Source organism: Runella defluvii, from assembly GCF_014195535.1.
Lineage (GTDB): Bacteria > Bacteroidota > Bacteroidia > Cytophagales > Spirosomataceae > Runella > Runella defluvii.
Genome location: NZ_JACIBY010000018.1, coordinates 117,235 through 134,939, shown reverse-complemented (window position 1 = coordinate 134,939; position 17,705 = coordinate 117,235). Strand labels below are relative to the sequence as shown.

The 17,705-nt window shown below is 46.0% G+C and carries 14 protein-coding genes and 1 other RNA gene; 9 read left to right on the top strand and 6 right to left on the bottom strand.

The features are described from left to right. A partial coding sequence (locus FHS57_RS27565; RefSeq protein WP_183979360.1) for an Ig-like domain-containing protein occupies positions 1-2,622 on the top strand: 2,622 nt, incomplete at its 5' end. A gap of 41 nt (positions 2,623-2,663) precedes the next feature. On the opposite strand, the gene FHS57_RS27560 is transcribed toward FHS57_RS27565, so the two are convergent. Together FHS57_RS27560 and FHS57_RS27555 are read right to left on the bottom strand one after the other, a co-directional pair. Next, the gene (locus tag FHS57_RS27560; protein WP_183979359.1) at positions 2,664-2,855 is read right to left on the bottom strand and encodes a hypothetical protein; all 192 of its coding nucleotides are present in this window, start codon (positions 2,853-2,855) and stop codon (positions 2,664-2,666) included. Between the two features lie 4 nt (positions 2,856-2,859). Next, entirely contained in the window at positions 2,860-3,354 is a 495-nt protein-coding gene (locus tag FHS57_RS27555; protein ID WP_183979358.1) for a SixA phosphatase family protein, read from the bottom strand. Positions 3,355-3,413: 59 nt separating this feature from the next. Between FHS57_RS27555 and FHS57_RS27550 the strand changes: the two genes are divergently transcribed. Further along, positions 3,414-5,141, top strand: a complete 1,728-nt coding sequence (locus FHS57_RS27550; protein ID WP_183979357.1) for a hypothetical protein — start codon at positions 3,414-3,416, stop codon at positions 5,139-5,141. A gap of 39 nt (positions 5,142-5,180) precedes the next feature. After that, on the top strand, positions 5,181-6,776 hold the full coding sequence (locus FHS57_RS27545) for a peptide chain release factor 3 (RefSeq protein ID WP_183979355.1): 1,596 nt from the start codon (positions 5,181-5,183) through the stop codon (positions 6,774-6,776). A gap of 193 nt (positions 6,777-6,969) precedes the next feature. Here the strand turns inward: FHS57_RS27545 and pgmB are convergent, their stop codons facing one another. Next, positions 6,970-7,629: a beta-phosphoglucomutase gene (pgmB, locus tag FHS57_RS27540; RefSeq protein WP_183979353.1), complete on the bottom strand. Its 660-nt coding sequence runs from the start codon at positions 7,627-7,629 to the stop codon at positions 6,970-6,972. Between the two features lie 149 nt (positions 7,630-7,778). Between pgmB and FHS57_RS27535 the strand changes: the two genes are divergently transcribed. Genes FHS57_RS27535 through FHS57_RS27525 form a run of 3 tightly spaced genes read left to right on the top strand, consistent with a single transcriptional unit; the run spans position 7,779 to position 11,846 of the window. Then, positions 7,779-9,641, top strand: a complete 1,863-nt coding sequence (locus FHS57_RS27535; RefSeq protein WP_183979351.1) for a 3-coathanger stack domain-containing protein — start codon at positions 7,779-7,781, stop codon at positions 9,639-9,641. 46 nt (positions 9,642-9,687) lie between these two features. Then, a complete protein-coding gene (locus FHS57_RS27530; protein ID WP_183979349.1) occupies positions 9,688-10,545 on the top strand; it encodes an SGNH/GDSL hydrolase family protein in 858 nt (285 codons plus the stop codon). A gap of 2 nt (positions 10,546-10,547) precedes the next feature. Further along, the gene (locus FHS57_RS27525; protein ID WP_183979347.1) at positions 10,548-11,846 is read left to right on the top strand and encodes a flavin-containing monooxygenase; all 1,299 of its coding nucleotides are present in this window, start codon (positions 10,548-10,550) and stop codon (positions 11,844-11,846) included. On the opposite strand, the gene FHS57_RS27520 is transcribed toward FHS57_RS27525, so the two are convergent. The 3 genes from FHS57_RS27520 to FHS57_RS27510 are packed head-to-tail and all read right to left on the bottom strand — an operon-like array spanning position 11,843 to position 15,177. Continuing rightward, positions 11,843-12,697 carry a TIGR01459 family HAD-type hydrolase gene (locus tag FHS57_RS27520; RefSeq protein ID WP_183979345.1) on the bottom strand — a complete coding sequence of 285 codons (855 nt, stop codon included), beginning with the start codon at positions 12,695-12,697 and terminating at the stop codon, positions 11,843-11,845. The genes FHS57_RS27525 and FHS57_RS27520 overlap by 4 nt on opposite strands. A 56-nt stretch (positions 12,698-12,753) precedes the next feature. Next, positions 12,754-13,794: an aminoglycoside phosphotransferase/kinase family protein gene (locus FHS57_RS27515; RefSeq protein ID WP_183979344.1), complete on the bottom strand. Its 1,041-nt coding sequence runs from the start codon at positions 13,792-13,794 to the stop codon at positions 12,754-12,756. Between the two features lie 15 nt (positions 13,795-13,809). Further along, positions 13,810-15,177 carry a UDP-N-acetylmuramate--L-alanine ligase gene (locus tag FHS57_RS27510; RefSeq protein ID WP_183979342.1) on the bottom strand — a complete coding sequence of 456 codons (1,368 nt, stop codon included), beginning with the start codon at positions 15,175-15,177 and terminating at the stop codon, positions 13,810-13,812. A gap of 69 nt (positions 15,178-15,246) precedes the next feature. Between FHS57_RS27510 and tsaB the strand changes: the two genes are divergently transcribed. The 3 genes from tsaB to ssrA all read left to right on the top strand — a co-directional run bounded on the left by tsaB (position 15,247) and on the right by ssrA (position 17,693). After that, positions 15,247-15,939 carry a tRNA (adenosine(37)-N6)-threonylcarbamoyltransferase complex dimerization subunit type 1 TsaB gene (gene tsaB / locus FHS57_RS27505; protein WP_183979340.1) on the top strand — a complete coding sequence of 231 codons (693 nt, stop codon included), beginning with the start codon at positions 15,247-15,249 and terminating at the stop codon, positions 15,937-15,939. 51 nt (positions 15,940-15,990) lie between these two features. Next, positions 15,991-17,118 carry a PQQ-binding-like beta-propeller repeat protein gene (locus FHS57_RS27500; protein ID WP_183979338.1) on the top strand — a complete coding sequence of 376 codons (1,128 nt, stop codon included), beginning with the start codon at positions 15,991-15,993 and terminating at the stop codon, positions 17,116-17,118. Positions 17,119-17,318: 200 nt separating this feature from the next. Then, positions 17,319-17,693, top strand: a transfer-messenger RNA (tmRNA) gene (gene ssrA / locus FHS57_RS27495). Positions 17,694-17,705: the final 12 nt, after the last annotated feature.

Genomic DNA, 17,705 nt, shown 5'->3' with positions numbered 1-17,705 from the left:
CCGACGAGTACGGCGAAGTTGACGGCAGTGACGACAGGAGGCACATGGGCACCAATAGTTAGCCCAGCGAACCCAAGCGCAGCGACGATAGATGCCAGTGGCAACATCAGTGGTTTGAATGCAGCAGGTACGTATAAGTTTGTGTATTCCATCACCTCAGGTGGTCAAACATGTACCGACACAGCACAAGTGATTGTACTTGCCAAGCCAGTGATTGCCGATGGCAGTGCTACAATTTGTGCAGGTGAGTCAGTTGATTTGACAACGAAGATTACCAATTACAATACGTACTTGAGTCCAGTGTGGACAGTTGGTACAGCGGGCGGCACAGTAGTAACGACGCCAAGTTCAGTGAAGCCAACGGGAACAACGACCTATGTATTGGTCGCTCAAAATGCCGCTGGTTGTAAAGACACGGCGAATGTTGTTGTGACGGTGAATCCAAAACCAAGCGCAGGCAAAGACACGACGTTGGCTTGTGTGAATGCAGCAAACAATACCTTGGCGACGAGCTATACCTTAGTTCCAAGTCCATCGGGAGGCAGTTGGTCACAACTAGGCACGACCCCAACTACGGCGACGATTACGGGTAACAATGTGACAGGCATGAATGTAGCAGGCACGTACCAGTTTATTTACACGACAACGGCAGGTTGTAAAGACACGGTAGCGGTAACGGTAGCACCCTGTGCAGGTTGTGTGAAGCCAAATGCAGGTGCCGATGCGGCGAATGTTTGTCAACCAACGAAAACAGCGAAGTTGACGGCATTAACAGCAGGTGGCACATGGGCACCAATAGTTAGCCCAGCTAACCCAAGTGCGGCGACGATAGATGCGAGTGGCAACATCAGTGGTTTGAACGCAGCGGGCACGTACAAGTTTGTCTATTCGGTAACAAGTGGCGGTCAAACGTGTACAGACACGGCGCAAGTAGTAGTATTGGCTAAACCAACGATTGCCGACGGTTCTGCGACGATTTGTGCAGGCGAGTCAGTTGATTTGACAACGAAGATTACGAATTACAATACGTACTTGAGTCCAGTGTGGACAGTAGGTACAGCGGGTGGCACAGCAGTAGCAACGCCAAGTTCAGTGAAGCCAACGGGCACAACGACCTACGTATTGGTTGCTCAAAACGCGGCAGGCTGTAAAGACACGGCGAATGTGGTAGTAACGGTGAATCCAAAACCAAATGCGGGTAAAGACACGACCTTGGTTTGTTCAAATGGCAATGTTCCATCAAGCGTTCAACTATCAGCGACGCCAACGGGAGGAACGTGGTCGGCTTTGACGGGTAATCCAACGGGCGCGACGGTGAACAGTGCTGGTTTGGTAAGTATCACTAACGCCACCGCTCAAGGCAAGTCGTTTGACTTTATTTACTCGGTAAATGGTTGTCAAGATACGGTGAAAGTGATTGTGCCAGTTTGTCAACAACCTTGTATCAAATCGTCGATTAGTTCAGCGGCCCCTGTATGTTCAAACGACGCGCAAACGTACAGTTTTACCTTCACGGTGGCGAACAAATTGGGTATTGTGAAAGTAAACAAAGGCACGTTGAGTGGCACGAACCCATACACGGTATCAGGCATTCCATCGGGTCAGAATGTGATTATTACCGATAGTCTGAGCTCGATTTGCAAGTCAGACACCATCATTGCGGGCGTGAATTGTAACTGTAACCCAGCTTTACCGCAGTTGTTGACGCCAAGTTTGACGGCTTGTATCGGCGATACGTTCCCAACGTTGAAAGCGACGGTGGTGGGACTGGCAACGGTAGAATGGTTCAGCCAACAAACGGGCGGAACAGTATTGTCAACGGGCTTAAATTACAAACCAAGTGGCACAGTAACGGCGAATACGGTGTTCTATGCGCAAGCACGCAGTACCGACCCAACGTGTCCAACGGCAGTGAGCACAAGCCGTGTACCAGCGACGATCAATGCCCAAAGTTGTATTGATACAATTGATTTGGCGTTGAAGAAGTCGATTAATACAAAAATCGCACGGGTTGGTGATGTGTTGACGTACACGATTAAAGTATGGAACGAATGGACCAAGAACGCGACGGGCGTAGAAGTGACGGACAGCATCGCGACTACGGTGCAGTTTGTAAGCGGCAGCTTTGTAGCGAGTCGTGGTACTGCGACTATTAGCGGGAATGTGATTAAGTGGAACATCGGTAACATTGCGGCGGGAGGTGACACGGTGACGTTACGCTACCAAGTGAAGGCAACGCAGGCGGGTATCCATTTGAACACGGCTGAAATCAGCAAGACCAACGAGAAAGACAGAGACAGCACACCAGGCAATGGCAAAGGTGGTGAAGACGACATCGACCAACAGTGCTTCACAGTACCGTTTGACTTATGTCCAAACCAAAAACTGGAAGTGAGCCTGCCAGCTTATTTAACGAACGTACAGTGGTTCAAAAACGGCGGCACAACGTCGGTAGCGACGGGGAATGTGGTATTGTTCTCAGAAGTGGGAGTCTATACCTTCACGGCGACTAACCAGACGTGCCCAGCCAACGGCTGTTGCCCAGTCATCATCGAAGCGGGGACGAATTGCTGTCCTGTGTATATATGCGTGCCGTTTACGGTGAAGAAGAAGCGAAAATAAAAATAGAGTAAATAATAAAGGCGGCCCGCAGGCCGCCTTTATTATTTAACGTTGACAGTAGTAGTATCAATTCCAATAGAGTCGGCGTCGCTGGTGACATCAAATGCCCTGACAAGCTGTTTTTTCTTGTTCCAAGGAGCGGTTGTACGGCTTGCCATATCAATGGCAATGCCTACAAAAATGGCAATAAAAACGATGCTAACAATGATAAATATTTTTCGATTTCGGTTCATTAATTTAAAAGTTGGGTGGAGTATCATAACTAATAAACTTTCCTGTTTCAGCAGAAACTTCGTTCCATTGAAGGTTTTCAAATGCAATGGTAATCACGCCACCTTTTACCATAGAATCTATATCAGTGTTTGCCAGGTAATCTGAAAAGTAACTTGCGTCAGGGTTATGCCCAATAATCATCAAGTGTGTACAGTTTTCAGGAACACGATTGACGGTGTTGATGTAAGATCTTGGGCCTCCGTCGTACAAGTCGCGGGTGCTTTGAATTTTATCTTTACTGTAGCCTAATTGTTCGCCCAAAAGTTGGGCAGTTTGAAACGCACGGGGAGCCGAACTGCTGATGAGCAAGTCGGGGACAAGCCCTTTAGTATGTAAAAAACGGCCCATGCGAGTAGCTTCAGATTTACCATACGCAGAAAGTTCACGTTCAAAATCCTTAAAGAAAGAAATAGAGTCCTCTGCGGTTGCGTGCCGAACAATATATAAGTAGCGTGTCATTGATGAAATGTTTTTGGCAAAAATAGGCTATCTTTGCTGGCTCGCCAAGTGTCGCCCGCATGAAATTTTTTAATTATCTCGCTGCATTCCTGCTATTTAGCATTGCATTTGTTTTTTATCGCTTCGTATTTCAGAATGCAGTCAATGTTCCTTATTTTGATGATTATGCCTATTTGGAATATATCATCAAGTTTACGGACGCCCCTACATTTCAGGCATTTCTTCAAGCATTGGAGTTCAAGCACAATGGCCATGGGGTGATTACGGCAAAGCTTGCTTTTTGGATTGATTACTTGTTGACGGGGCAAGTCAACTACCGAACGTTGATTTTGGCGGGTAGTGTATTGGTGGCTATTTTGTTTGGTTATTTCTGGAAAGTGCTGTCTGCCAATAAATTGCCTTTTTATCTTGTATTTCCAGTTGGGCTGTTTCTTTTTACGCCTGCGTATCACGAGAATATTTTTTGGGCAGCCGCACTTTGGCAATATACCGCTTCTTTTGTGGTGGGTATTATCACCTACTATTTACTTGCTGTCCCTAAGTGGGGTACTTTGGCAGGAGCAATTGTAGGAGGTTATTTGCTAACCTATACCAATGGAAACGGACTATTTGGTATGTATGTTGGGCTGTTGATTCCTTTACTTCAGTATCGTTACCGTGCTGCGTTGGTGTGGTTGCTGGCTTGTATTCTCACGACGGTTGCTTTTTATTGGTATTATCCTTTTGGCTTTGGGTCATTAAATCAGGACAAAAGTTTCAAAAATTCACTCCTTACTTTACTTTCATTTTTTGGCGCTGGGGCGTCGTACCTGCGTGGGCGTTTGCCCGAAGTTGCCGTGCTGGGAGGAGCTATCACTTTGGCGTTGCTCACATTGGCATCTTGGGTAGGAGGGACGTTTGTGATTTCGGTCTTTCGGCAGAGGAGTAAAGAGTTGTCCACCTTTTCTCGCCCAAAAATTCTGACCGTTTTTACCCAACAACCCGAAAATTTATCCTTGTTGGCATTGTTGGCGTGGTTGCTCATTACGGGCTTGGGGGTAGCAACTGCCCGTGCTGGCCAAGCTTTAGAAACCCCCGCGCGTTACATGATTTATTCGGTTATGGCAATGGTGGCCTTGTATTCGACGCTGCTCATTTTGGTTCCCCAAAAAGTGCGCAAGTTTGTGGCTATTGGAATGACGCTTTTTGGTGGGCTTTTTTTCTTGGGAACCTACCTGTTTGCCGCGCCTGAAGTGGTTAACTTCCGAAATTCGCTGGTGGCAGATGCGCTGTCGTTGCGGGCACATGGTCGGGTGAGCGGGAAACTAGAAACGATGACCAATAGCGTGACCAAAAAATATTTTGATGAGTCGATTCAACGAAAAATGTACGTTTTACCCCTTGATACTTCGTTGACAATTCCAACCACGAGAGCAGACACAACTAAATTGAGCGTAGTTCCTTTTACACATCAGGTAGATACGCTGCCTGCTTATGGTGGAATTTTGATTCAAAAAATAGCAAACTCGTCGATAGCTATCGACCAGAGTCAAGCGAAAAATGCACTGTTTGTTTTGCTTACAAATGACTCTACTTCCTATATTTCGGCGGCTCGTTTGACACCTAGTCGTGATCGGAAAGCGTTCCTAAAAACACGTAATTATTTCAAAGAAGGGTTTGAAGCGTGGGTTTTTCAAGATAATGTTCTTCCAGGGACCTATCAGCTAGGGTTGTTATACCATGAAAATGGCCAAAACCGAATTGTCTATACTTCCGAAAAAGTAGTGGTGAAAAATTACGGGAAATAAGCCGTAACTTTGCGGACTTTTTATTCGAATGCCTATAATATGTCAAAAATAGAACAAGAAATCGCCAAACGGCGTACGTTTGCGATTATTAGTCACCCAGATGCGGGAAAAACGACGCTCACTGAAAAGTTGCTACTTTTTGGGGGGGCAATTCAAACGGCAGGGGCTGTTAAATCCAATAAAATTAAAAAAACGGCTACTTCCGATTTTATGGAAATCGAGAAACAACGTGGTATCTCGGTGGCTACGTCGGTAATGACGTTTGAATATAATGACCTGCTTATCAATATCCTCGATACGCCAGGTCACAAAGACTTTGCCGAAGATACCTACCGCACGCTTACGGCGGTGGACTCAGTAATTTTGGTGATTGACTGTGTAAAAGGGGTGGAGGAACAAACCGAACGCCTCATGGAAGTGTGTCGGATGCGAGATACCCCAGTGATCATATTCATCAATAAAATGGACCGTGAAGGGCAAAATCCGTTTGATTTATTGGATGAATTGGAACAAAAACTCAATCTAAAAGTGCGTCCATTGACGTGGCCTGTCAACGGTGGAGCGACTTTCAAAGGGGTGTATCACTTGTTGGAGAAACAAATGTATTTCTTCAAAGTCAACAAAACAAAGGTGGAAGATGACGTGGCCTTATTGGAATTAGATTCGTCGGAACTTGACCAAAAAGTAGGTGAGCGTGATGCCAATCAACTGCGGGAAGACGTGGAGCTTATCGAAGGCGTGTATGACACCTTTAACCGAGATACGTATTTGTCGGGCAAAGTAGCTCCCGTGTTTTTTGGCAGTGCGGTCAACAACTTTGGGGTACGTGAGCTTTTGGAGGCATTTTGTCAAATTTCTCCCCTTCCTGCGGCTCGTCCAACGAATGTGCGTTCGGTTGATCCACTCGAAAAGAAATTTACGGGCTTTGTGTTTAAAATTCACGCCAACATTGACCCGCGTCACCGCGACCGTATTGCGTTTTTAAGGGTATGTTCAGGGATTTTTGAGCGAGGTAAATTTTACCATCATACGCGCCTAGACAAATCGGTGCGTTTTTCCAATCCGTACAGTTTTATGGCTTCAGCCAAAGAAGTTGTGGACGAAGGATTTCCTGGCGATGTAATTGGTTTGTACGATACAGGGACGTTTAAGATTGGAGATACGCTGACGGAAGGAGAAGACCTACAATACGCAGGAATTCCAAGTTTTTCACCCGAGATTTTCAAAGAGTTGATCAACCTTGATCCTATGAAGTCGAAACAACTGGAAAAAGGGATTCAGCAGTTGACCGACGAAGGGGTAGCGCAGTTGTTTACGGTACAGCCTGGAAATCGGAAAGTCGTAGGTACAGTGGGAGAGCTTCAGTTTGAAGTAATTCAGTACCGTCTCGAACACGAGTACGGCGCCAAATGCCGTTGGATACCGATGAACACCTCGCGGGCCTGTTGGATTACCAGCGAAGACCCTAAGAAAATACAAGAATATATCCGTTTGAAAGGAACCCAAATTGGGTACGACAAAGACGACAACCCAGTGTTTTTAGCTGATTCGGAATGGATGGTTCGGATGAATCGAGACAACAATCCCGACATTCAGTTCCATACCACATCGGAATTTAAAGTAACGGCAGGTTAATCAAGAGCGGGGCAAATCCCCGCTTTTTTTATGTGATTCAATAGACGAAGCACAATGAAAAATAAAAAAGCTGTTCGAAATCCTCGAACAGCTTTCCGACTATATCCACACCATTATTAGTTGTGCAAATATAGATAGAAAACAATTTATTCCAAAAAAAATCCTGTCTTTTTTTTGGGTACTATTTTTAGATTTATTGTTCGGGGAACAAGATATTTTTTAACTCATTGGGAGTGAAGTTGTTCAGGTCAGAACGAACTATATCGGCTTTGGTCAGAACTTCAGCTTGCCCTATTCCGACTGTTTTCATCCCTGCACGTAGTCCTGCTTCAATCCCCGCAACGGCATCTTCAAACACTACGCACTCGCTAGGCGAGATTCCTAGCTCTTCGGCTCCTTTTAAAAAAACTTCGGGATCAGGCTTGCCTTTGGAGATTTTTGTACCATCAATAATGGCATCAAAAGCAGATAAAATACCAATATGTTCCAAAATAGGTTTGGCATTTTTACTCACCGATCCAAGGGCAATTTTTATACCATCGGCCCGTGTTTGTGCCAAAAATTCAATGATTCCAGGAAGGATATCGGCAGGGGTCATTTGGTTAACAAGTTCTACGTACCACTGATTTTTGAGGGTGGCGTAGGCTTCTTTGGTCACATCGTCGAGCGAGACACCGCCGTGAGCAAGAATGCGGTCGAGCGATTCGGTACGGCTGATTCCTTTGAGGCTTTCATTAAACTCTTCTGAAATATCAAACCCCAATTTTTCGTTGGCCAACCGCCGCCAAGCTTGGTAGTGAAAATGGGCGGTATCTACAATGACCCCGTCGAGGTCGAAAAGAAATGCTTGCATCGTGCAACATAGGTTTTGTGAGGTACAAAAATACGTGAGAAAAGAATTTGAGAAGTGAGTTATAGGTTTTTCGTTAAAAAAAAGCAATTTGCAACGGTATGTCGAGTACAAGACGAACAGCACCATAAACCCCACAAATACCTTTTAAAATGTTTTTCTACTTTTGTGAGAACCCTTGGAAAAAGGTCGTTTTCTGTCTTTGTCTGCTGTGCGGCAGTTCGCTGCATTTATGGGCACAATTATCTGTTTCTTTCCCGTTTGATGGTGCTATTTTTCAACGAAATGCGTCCAACTTGGCAACGATTCACGTAGGAGGGAGTTATACGGGGGCTGTCGATCGCATAGAGGCTCGACTCGTTGCCGTTAGTGGCGGTCAAAACATTGATTGGACAGCCATTCATATCAATCCTTCTGGTGGAATTTTTTCGGGAAGTTTGTTTAGTGTGTTGGGCGGCTGGTACACCCTCGAAGTGCGCTCGATTTTATTTAATAATGTGGTTCAAACGACCACATTGTCAAGAGTGGGGGTAGGAGAGGTATTTGTAGTTGCGGGGCAGTCCAATGCCCAAGGGGTCGATAATCATGGGGCAAAAGCTTCTTCAGATGGGCAAGGTCGTGTAAAATATGTCAATTGGACATTGCCGTGCCCCAGCGGAACTTGCCAGAATGTGGATCCACCTTTTCCCGTGATTTCGACGTTGAACAACGCAGGGGCAACAATTGCCCCCAACGGAATTTCATCTTGGGCTTGGGGAGAACTCGGGGATGCCATCATAGCGCGATATAACGTACCTGTTATGTTTTTTAATGCTGCTGCTAATGGTTCTTCGGTAGGGAATTGGAGCCGAAGTGCGGATGGATTGCCATCTGTTAATGTTCACGTGGGGATTTTGTACGCGGGAAACCCCAACTTTCCGTATAATTATTTGCGAAAAGCCTTAAATTATTATGGATCAATGTTTGGAGTGCGAGCAGTGCTGTGGCACCAAGGTGAGTCAGATACACACAAGAACAACAATGCCGACCCCAACGACAATACTTCTGCCAATGAATACCGCGATAGCCTAAAGTATGTCATTAATCGCTCGCGGAATCATTCGGGTAAAATTATGCTCCCTTGGGTAGTGTCAAGGGCTTCTTATTTTAGTGTAGCGGATGCCAACATCATTTCAGGCCAAAATCTTACAATAAGCCCTGCGGATAAAATTTTTGCAGGCCCTGAAACTGATAATCTACAGACGCCTCGCCCTGATGGTGCCCACCTTGAAAATTTGACCAATGGTCAACAAGCCGTCTCTGAGCTGGCATCGCGGTGGAATAGTGCGTTGGATAATTCGTTTTTTACCAACGCAACTCCCTACAGTGCTACAGCGCTGCCCTCGCTGACTCTCAGTTGTTTGAATAACACGTATTCGATTACTGCTCCAAGTGGTTATCAGTATTTTTGGGTCAATGGAAATGGGGCTATTTCGACTTCTTTTTCATCCAGTCAGACGGTGAACGTTGGAAGCGGAAACTATCGGGTGTATTTGAAAGATGCTTCTGGGAATATTATTTTGAGCCAAATGGTCACCGTTCCAGCGTTACCTCCCCAGCCCCCGACCATTACTTCAACGGCATCTACGGTATCTTCGGGTCAAGAAGTGACGTTGTTTGCTCAGGGATGTGCAGGAAGCGTGTCATGGTCAGCAGGTTTGATAGGCAATAGCATTGTTCAGCATCCATCGCAAACCACAACTTATTCTGCTACCTGTAGCATTGGAAGTTGCGCTTCGATTTCGAGTTCATACCAAGTAACTGTCTGCGCACAGAATGTGACCGTAACTACTACCTTTAATGCAGGAACAGTAGGGGATGTGAAAGCTTCCAACGCTATTACGGGCGTGAACACGGTAAAAGCGGGTGCTACTATGACGTATGATGCCAAAAAGTCTATTACGCTACAACCAGGCTTTGTCGCCGAAAAAAATAGCAACTTTAAAGCGGTTGTTGGGCAAGGGTGTGCCAATTAGAAAGTTTGTGTAATTTTTTCATTACCAATGTATTATCTTGTTTTTTATGAGCGTATTCTTGATTGTTGTCGGTAGTTTATTACTGCTTGTCTTTCTTATCTATAAATACCTCGAACGTAAAATTCGGTATCATCGTCCTGACCATTTTCCTAAAAAAGGACAAGTTTCATTGGCAGAGGCTGCGGGTAAAAAAGTGGTGGTGTGCGTGGGCGATAGCATCACGCACGGGAATGTCAGCGTCAACTACGTGGATATGCTCGAACGCTGGTTGGGAGAGCCGTATTTTTTCTACAATGCGGGTGTTAATTCCGACCTTTCGTACACGGTTTTAGCGCGTTTAGATGAAATCATCGCGACAAAGCCTGATTACGTAACCCTACTAATTGGTACCAATGACGTCAATGCTACCGTGAGTAAAGCGGCTTTGAACAGTTATTATCAGTTCAAAAAAATAGCCAAAAATGTAACGCCCGATTATGAGGGATACCAACGTAACTATACCGAAATTGTGCGGCGCTTAACGACCGAAACCAACGCCCAAATTGCCCTAATCTCCTTGCCAATCATGGGCGAAGACCTTCAAAACGAAGCTAATGCCAAAGCCGACCGTTACAGTGCATTTATCAAACAAGTTGCCGAACGCGAAAACCTGACGTATTTGCCCGTTCGCGAACGAATGAAGGAGTTTCTGCAACAACACCCCAAAAAACTCAAATATACCTACGACGATACCCTAAAATTGGTCTATATGAGCGTGGTCAAACACGAAATTTTGGGGCAAGATTGGGATAAAATCTGCTTGTCGCACGGTATGGATTTGAGCCAAGATAACTTGCATTTTAATACCCGAGGCGCGGCAATGATTGCTTCTTTGGTCGAAAGTTGGTTAAAAAAATCGGAATGATTATGCAAAAACAAGTATGTATCATTGGAGCGGGTTCCTCAGGGATGGTGGCGGCGAAAGCCCTCAAAGACCTTGGAATTAGCTATGATTGTTTCGAAAAAGGCTCGAACATAGGGGGTAATTGGCGTTATAACAATGACAACCAAATGTCGTCGGCGTATCGGTCGTTGCACATCAATACCAACCGCGAAATCATGGCGTATAGCGATTATCCGCTCACGCGCGATTTGCCCATGTTTCCGCATCATTCGCAGATTATTAAGTACTTTGAAGAATATGTGGACCATTTCGGCCTGCGAAATTCAATTACTTTCAATACAGGAATTACCGAAGTTGTGCCTACATCCAATGGTTTGTATAAAGTGACAACCGACCGTGGTGAGGTAAAAGAATATACCCACGTCATTGTCGCCAACGGCCACCATTGGAACCCTCGTTTTCCCGATCCACCTTTTGCTGGAACCTTTACGGGCGAAGTCTTGCACGTGCATCACTACCGCGTGCCTGAACAAATCATGTACAAAAATATACTGATTGTAGGCATTGGTAACTCCGCCGTGGACATTGCTTGTGAGGCAGCTAAACTTCATTCGGGTCGGGTGACGATTTCAACGCGAAGCGGGGCGTACATTTTGCCCAACTGGATTTTGAGCAAACCGTTTGATAGTTTGGCCAACCCCCTAACGGCCAAATTGCCGTTATCAGTGCAGCGGTATTTGCTCAAAGTATCCCTTTTGCTTGCCCGTGGCCGCCAAGAGGCGTACGGCGTGCCGCTTCCGAAGCGCCCACCCTTGCAAGAACACCCGACGGTGTCGCAGGAACTTCTCAACCTGAGTGGCCGAGGCTTGATTGATTATAAGCCCAATATCAAGGAGTTTCGCGGGAAAGAAGTGGTTTTTGAAGACGGTACTTCCGAAACCTATGACTTGATTATCTATGCAACGGGCTACAAAGCGACGTTTCCGTTTTTGAAAGACAAAGCGTTTGAGGTGAGTGCGAATAATGAATTTCGGTTGTACAAAAAAGTGGTACATCCCGATTGGCCTAACCTATTTTTTGTAGGATTGATTCAGCCATTGGGCGCCATTATGCCGTTGGCCGAAATTCAAGCCAAATGGGTCGCTAAATTGATAAAAGGAACTTGCCGTTTGCCTGATGTTGCTTCCATGACAAAAGACATCGAACGCGACACCCAGCAGATGCGGCATCGGTACAACGCTTCGCCTCGGCATACGTTTCAGGTCGATTTTTATTTGTACAAAGAAACCATTGAACGAGAACTAAGGCGAAACGGAAGTTAACCAATAACGGCCGATTCACATACGTAGGTAGGAATGATACCCGTACTGCGAATGCGGATTTCGGCGTCTTCGGCGGGAATGTTTCCTGTCAGTACCAACACCGTATCAAGCCCAAATTTATTCCCTCCCGAAATGTCGGTGCGGAGCGTGTCGCCAATCATCACGATGTCCTTTTTACCGAGCGCAGGATTTTGCTCCATTACCCGCTCGTAGGCAAACATAAACATTTGAGCGTCGGGTTTTCCAAAACGAATAAACTGCTTGCCAACGATACTTTCCAGCATATCGGCTACGCCACCGATGGCAATCGCGACTTGGGTTTTGGACGTAGGATACGTAGCGTCGGTATTGGCCACAATCACGGGGATATTGCGTCGGCGGAGTAAATTAGTGGCTTTGTTGAGGTCGGTGTTCCAATCAAAACCTTCATCGTCGAGCATCACAAGGGCGTTAATATCGCCAATTGCGTCTAGGTTTAATTCGCTGATGGATAAGGCTTTGCGTTCCGTAGATTCGATGTAATGGGCAGAGTCCTCTGTGCCCAAATACGCTACCGTTCCCTGATTTACTTTTAATTCCAAATACTCTCTTGCCAACATTCCCGACGAAATGATGTTGTCGGGCGTGATGTCCATCAGCCCCATTCGCCAATACGATTCGGCGAGCTGTTGGGGGCTACGCGAAGCATCGTTGGTCAAAATGTAAAACTGCTTTTGGTTCTCTCTCAAATACGCAAACGTATCGGGAATTCCAGGAATAAGCCCGTGGGAGTTTTTGAGTACTCCAAACGCATCGAAGAAAAAAACTTGGTAGCGGGCGGCAACATCGGCAAAAGAGTCAATCGTAAGCATGGGTAGGTGAGAAAGCTGCAAGGTTTTTAAAACCTTACAGCTTTAGGATTAAAAGTTTAAAGTCCTAATCGTTTTAAAATAGGGTCAACCGAGAATGTATCAATCGACGGGAAATAAGTTTCGTACGCTTCCCGCTGCAATTTTGTGGCGTAGGTACGATGGAAAAAATACCGACCGTATTTGATGACGTAGTTGAGGATAAAAAAGCGATACGCTTCGGGGAGAAAACGAACTTCGCGTTCGGTCAGCGGATAAACCTTGTGGTATTCTTCCAAAAACCACCCAAAACGCTCTTCGGCCAAGGGTTCAATCAGGTACGAAAAGACCGTTCGGTCACCAGCGTCGGAGCATACCCTACTGAAAAAGTAAAAGTCCATGACCCGATAGCTAATGCGGAACCAATCGTAATCCCAGCGCGAAAAAAGTTCTAGTTTGTCTGTCACCGAAAAATTTCCAATGTTCCAATCCAAAAACACAGGCATCGTTTCGACCGCGTTGGCAACCATCTCTTTGCGGTGTTTGAGGAAAAGATTGCACTGACGGCGCAAAGTCTCGATGTGCATTCGATGCTCATAACGTCCTGTTTCGGTGTTGAGCATACTGAGCAAATCTTGGACATCGGAACGTAACGTTTTCGACGACTTGGGCATGACAGTACTCACGCTGGCGCAAGCTTTATGGAATTTCGCGATTTGCGATCCCAGCGTGCGGATATGATGTTCTTCCAAACGGCGGGGCATTTTTTCGGCCACTCGAATGGGGTTGTAAAAAACCACCCATACATCAAGTCCTTCTTCTTGGAACCGATACACAAATACCTGATTGCTTTTGACTAACGACTTTGCCAATACGTTTTCAAACGGATACAGCAGGTTATTGGCCAAGGTGTGAATCAAGCGGTGGTCTTCTTTAAAATGCTCAAACTTCCCAAAGTACGAAAGTTTGGCAATAACGTTGCCTCCACCTTCAAGGGTCACGCGGAAGACGTGGTTGGTGGAAACGCGGGCGCTAATGTCTTCAATTAATTCAATGGGCCTGGTCGAATCGAAATCGTTCCAAGCAGATCTGATTATGGACGGGTAATCTACAAAACGCATGGCGTTGCTTTATATTCAGGTAATAATCTGTGATGCTAATTCCTTCAATTCTAATCCTCCAAACGTACCCGAACTCATCATGAGTAAGTTTTTATTTTTCCATGACAACGAGGTCAGAAAAGCTTGCAAAGCGTCTTTGTCGGTAAATACTTCGAGCGATGGGCGCTGGAAAGCGGCTTTCACCTCTTCAGGTTCGATGGGCTCAAGGCGCTTGTGGGCGAGTGTATGGGGGTTGTAATAAACGACTGCTACATCGGCAGCGTCGAGTTTGTGGGCATATTGTCCCAAAAAGTTTTTATTCAAACTACTAAACGTATGCAATTCTACGCAGGCAACCAGTTCGCGCGCTGGGAATTGCGATTTGGCGGCTTTGGTGGTGGCTTCTACTTTAGAAGGAGCGTGGGCAAAGTCTTTGAACGCGGCTGAATGAGCGTTTTTAGCCAAGGTTTCCATGCGATTGGCCGCTCCTTTAAACGTCTGGATGGCGCGGTAGAATTGCTCTTGTGTGAGTCCTACTTCTTCGCATACGGCCAAAGCCCCGCTGATATTTTTCATGTTGTGTTCCCCAAAAATCAACAAAGGAACATCTCCGTAGGCTTGCGTTGTCAAAAACGTTTGGCCATTGACAATCTTGTGCGGATGAACATTGTAAGGAACTGGCCGCACGTCCACGCGCTCATTTTTACCAATAACATCGAGCATATCGTCGGTTTCGTCAAAGACCAATACCCCAGATTTTGACAACGAATCGGCCAATTGTTCAAATTGTTGTACGTAGCCTTCCCACGTAGGGAATACGTTGTAATGATCCCACGCAATACCGCTAATGAGCGCAATGTGAGGATGATAATGCAAAAACTTAGGGGCAAGGTCGGTAGGGGAAGCGGGGTATTCATCTCCTTCAACGACGATTAGAGGCGCTGACTTGGTAAGTTTGACCATCGTTTCAAACCCCTCCAATTGCGCACCAACCAAGTAATCGAACTGACGGTTGTTGACGCGCAACGCGTGGAGTATGATCGACGTGATGGTTGTTTTGCCGTGACTACCCGCAATCACAACGCGTTGTTTGTTCTGACTTTGTTGGTAAATATATTCTGGATAAGAATAAATAGGTATTCCTAATTCTTGGGCACGGGCGAGTTCGGGATTATCTTTTCGGGCGTGCATTCCCAGAATGACAGCGTCAAGTCCTTGGTGAATTTTTTCGGGAAACCAGCCAATTTCGGCAGGAAGCAAACCTAATTTTTGGAGTCTTGAAGACGCTGGGTCATAGATTTCGTCGTCCGAACCCGTAATTTGATAACCCTGACGGTGGAGGGCAATGGCTAAATTGTGCATTACGCTACCACCGATGGCGATAAAGTGAACTTTTTGACTCATTTTGAAGGGCGAATAATTAAGTTTGCAAAAATAACTGTAAACTGTAAACTTCAAACGTTAATCTGTAAAGTGCCCCTATTACTTAGCATAGATACTTCGACCCGCGGCTGTTCGGTGGCGCTCCACCAAGACGGCCAATTGCTATCCAACTACGACCTTCTAGCCGAAAAGTCGTCTTCTGGAATGCTTACGACTTTGATTTACAATGCCGTTGAACACGCTGGATTTCAGCTTGTTGATGTCGATGCCTTTGCCGTAGCAAAAGGTCCAGGCTCTTATACGGGGCTGCGAATAGCGGTCTCGACGGCCAAAGGGTTGTGTTTTGCGTTAGATAAACCTTTGATAAGTGTCAATACCCTAGAGGCCATGACGTTACAGTTAAAGTCGTTTTTCCCTGCCAATTACTTGTTTTGCCCGATGCTAGATGCTCGCCGCATGGAAGTATATTGCGCGGTGCTGGACGCCGAACTTCATTTTGTAGAAGCGACCCAGGCCAAAATTATGGATGAACAATCTTTTACTGAATTACTTACGGAGCGTTCGGTGGTTTTCTTCGGCGATGGTGCCGAAAAATGCCAGCGGATATTGGGGCAAAATCCGAATGCTCATTTTCCTACAGCCGCTATTTTTCCTTCGGCCAAAACGGTGGGAGAACTGGCTTGGAAGCGCTTTCAAAAGCAGCAATTTGAAGAGGTGGCTGCTTTTGAACCTTTTTATCTGAAAGATTTTATGGCCACTACGCCCAAACCCAAATCATACTAATTGACCTGCAAAGTCGTTAGACAACAAAACGTCTCGTCTATCTTTTTGTTCATGAAAAAATCAATAGCCAATCGTTCATTTTTTGCAGCAGCAACCTTTGCCGCTTTTCAAATTTTTACCCATTGTTCCAAAAAAGAAGACCCCATGCCGAAGGGGATTGATGCGGTGTTTGTTGGAAGCAGTGACAATAAATTATACGCACTTAACTCCAAAACGGGCGCTAAATTGTGGGACTTTGCCACCAAAGGCACGGTGCACTCTTCGCCAACTTTGGCCATTGGAATGGCAATTGTCGGTAGTTCGGACCAAAATATTTACGCGGTTGACTTAAAAACGGGCGCAAAAGTATGGGAGTTTGCGCTGGATATGGGTATTTCATCCGCACCCACAGTTTCGGGAAATACGGTCTATGTAGGAATGGGGGGAACATCAAACTTTACCTCAAAACTATACGCCCTTGATGTCGTAACAGGAGCAAAGCAATGGGAGTTTGTCGCTGATGGAATTAGCATCTCGTCACCGACGGTCGTGAATGGTAAAGTATATGTAGGTGGTTTCAATAATTTGTATGCCCTTGATGCTAAAAAAGGAACAAAACTGTGGGAGTTTGGCACAGGAGCGGGCGTAGATTCATCGCCGTCGGTGGTAGATGGAGTGGTGTATGTTGGTAGCAATGATTACAACGTTTATGCACTTGATGCTGAAACGGGGGCCAAAAAGTGGAATTTTTCGACGGGAGGAGAAGTGAGTTCGTCGCCTACGGTATCGGGCGGGAGTCTGTATATTGGTAGTTTTGACCGAAAATTATACGCAGTAAATAGCCAAACAGGGGCAAAATTGTGGGAGTTTAGAACCGACGGGCCTGTTTTATCTTCACCTTCGGTGAGCAATGGCGTGGTATTTGTGGCGAGCAACGACCACAAAATGTACGCAGTAGATGCCAAAACAGGCGCTAAAAAGTGGGAGACATGGTCCACCAACCGCATCCAAGCCTCACCCGTCGTGACGGATAGTTTGGCTTACGTAGGAGGAATCGACGGGCGCTTTTTTGCCGTTGACGTCCAGTCGGGTGCTAAAAAATGGGAATTTCAAACGGGAGGAGCGGTATATTCATCAGCGGCTGTATTGAGTAGTTCGTCCAAAACCTATTTTTCGGGTGTAAGCGGCCTTCAGCAATAAAAATGACAGTGAAGAGGGTTGCTCACAACCCGACTGATTGCGTAATTGTCTCAATCGTGCATTGGAGGAAATCCAAACGTGAGGAGAGTTGCTCACAACCCGACCGATTGCGCACTAGTTCATTGGAGCAAATCCAAAAGAAAAACAGAAAGCTTGAACTTTTTTAACAAGCATTTCTGTTAGCCTAAAACCAACTCGAAGGGGTCGCCTTGGTTTTGACAGCGAGTTGAAGCAATACGTATAAGCACGTCGGGACGTGTGCGCGAGTCCTGTTAAAAACACGCATAAACAATAGCTGGCAATTATAGCTACGCTATGGCTGCTTAATCCGGAGTGATTAATCATTAGCCATCGTTCCTCCAACTTCCGTCTTGCTGGTTGGGTCAAGGGGCGTCGAACCGCGAGACTGGCCGCGCTAACGTTGCTAACACGCGGTAAGACACCAGCAAATAAGGCATTGGCTCAGGTCTGTTTTGAACCTTACCGAAGCTCGAAAATCAAATCAAAACTAAGCGTGTAGAAGGCGTACGGTTTCCTTGTTCTGGACGCGGGTTCGACTCCCGCCGACTCCACAAAAACCCTCAAAT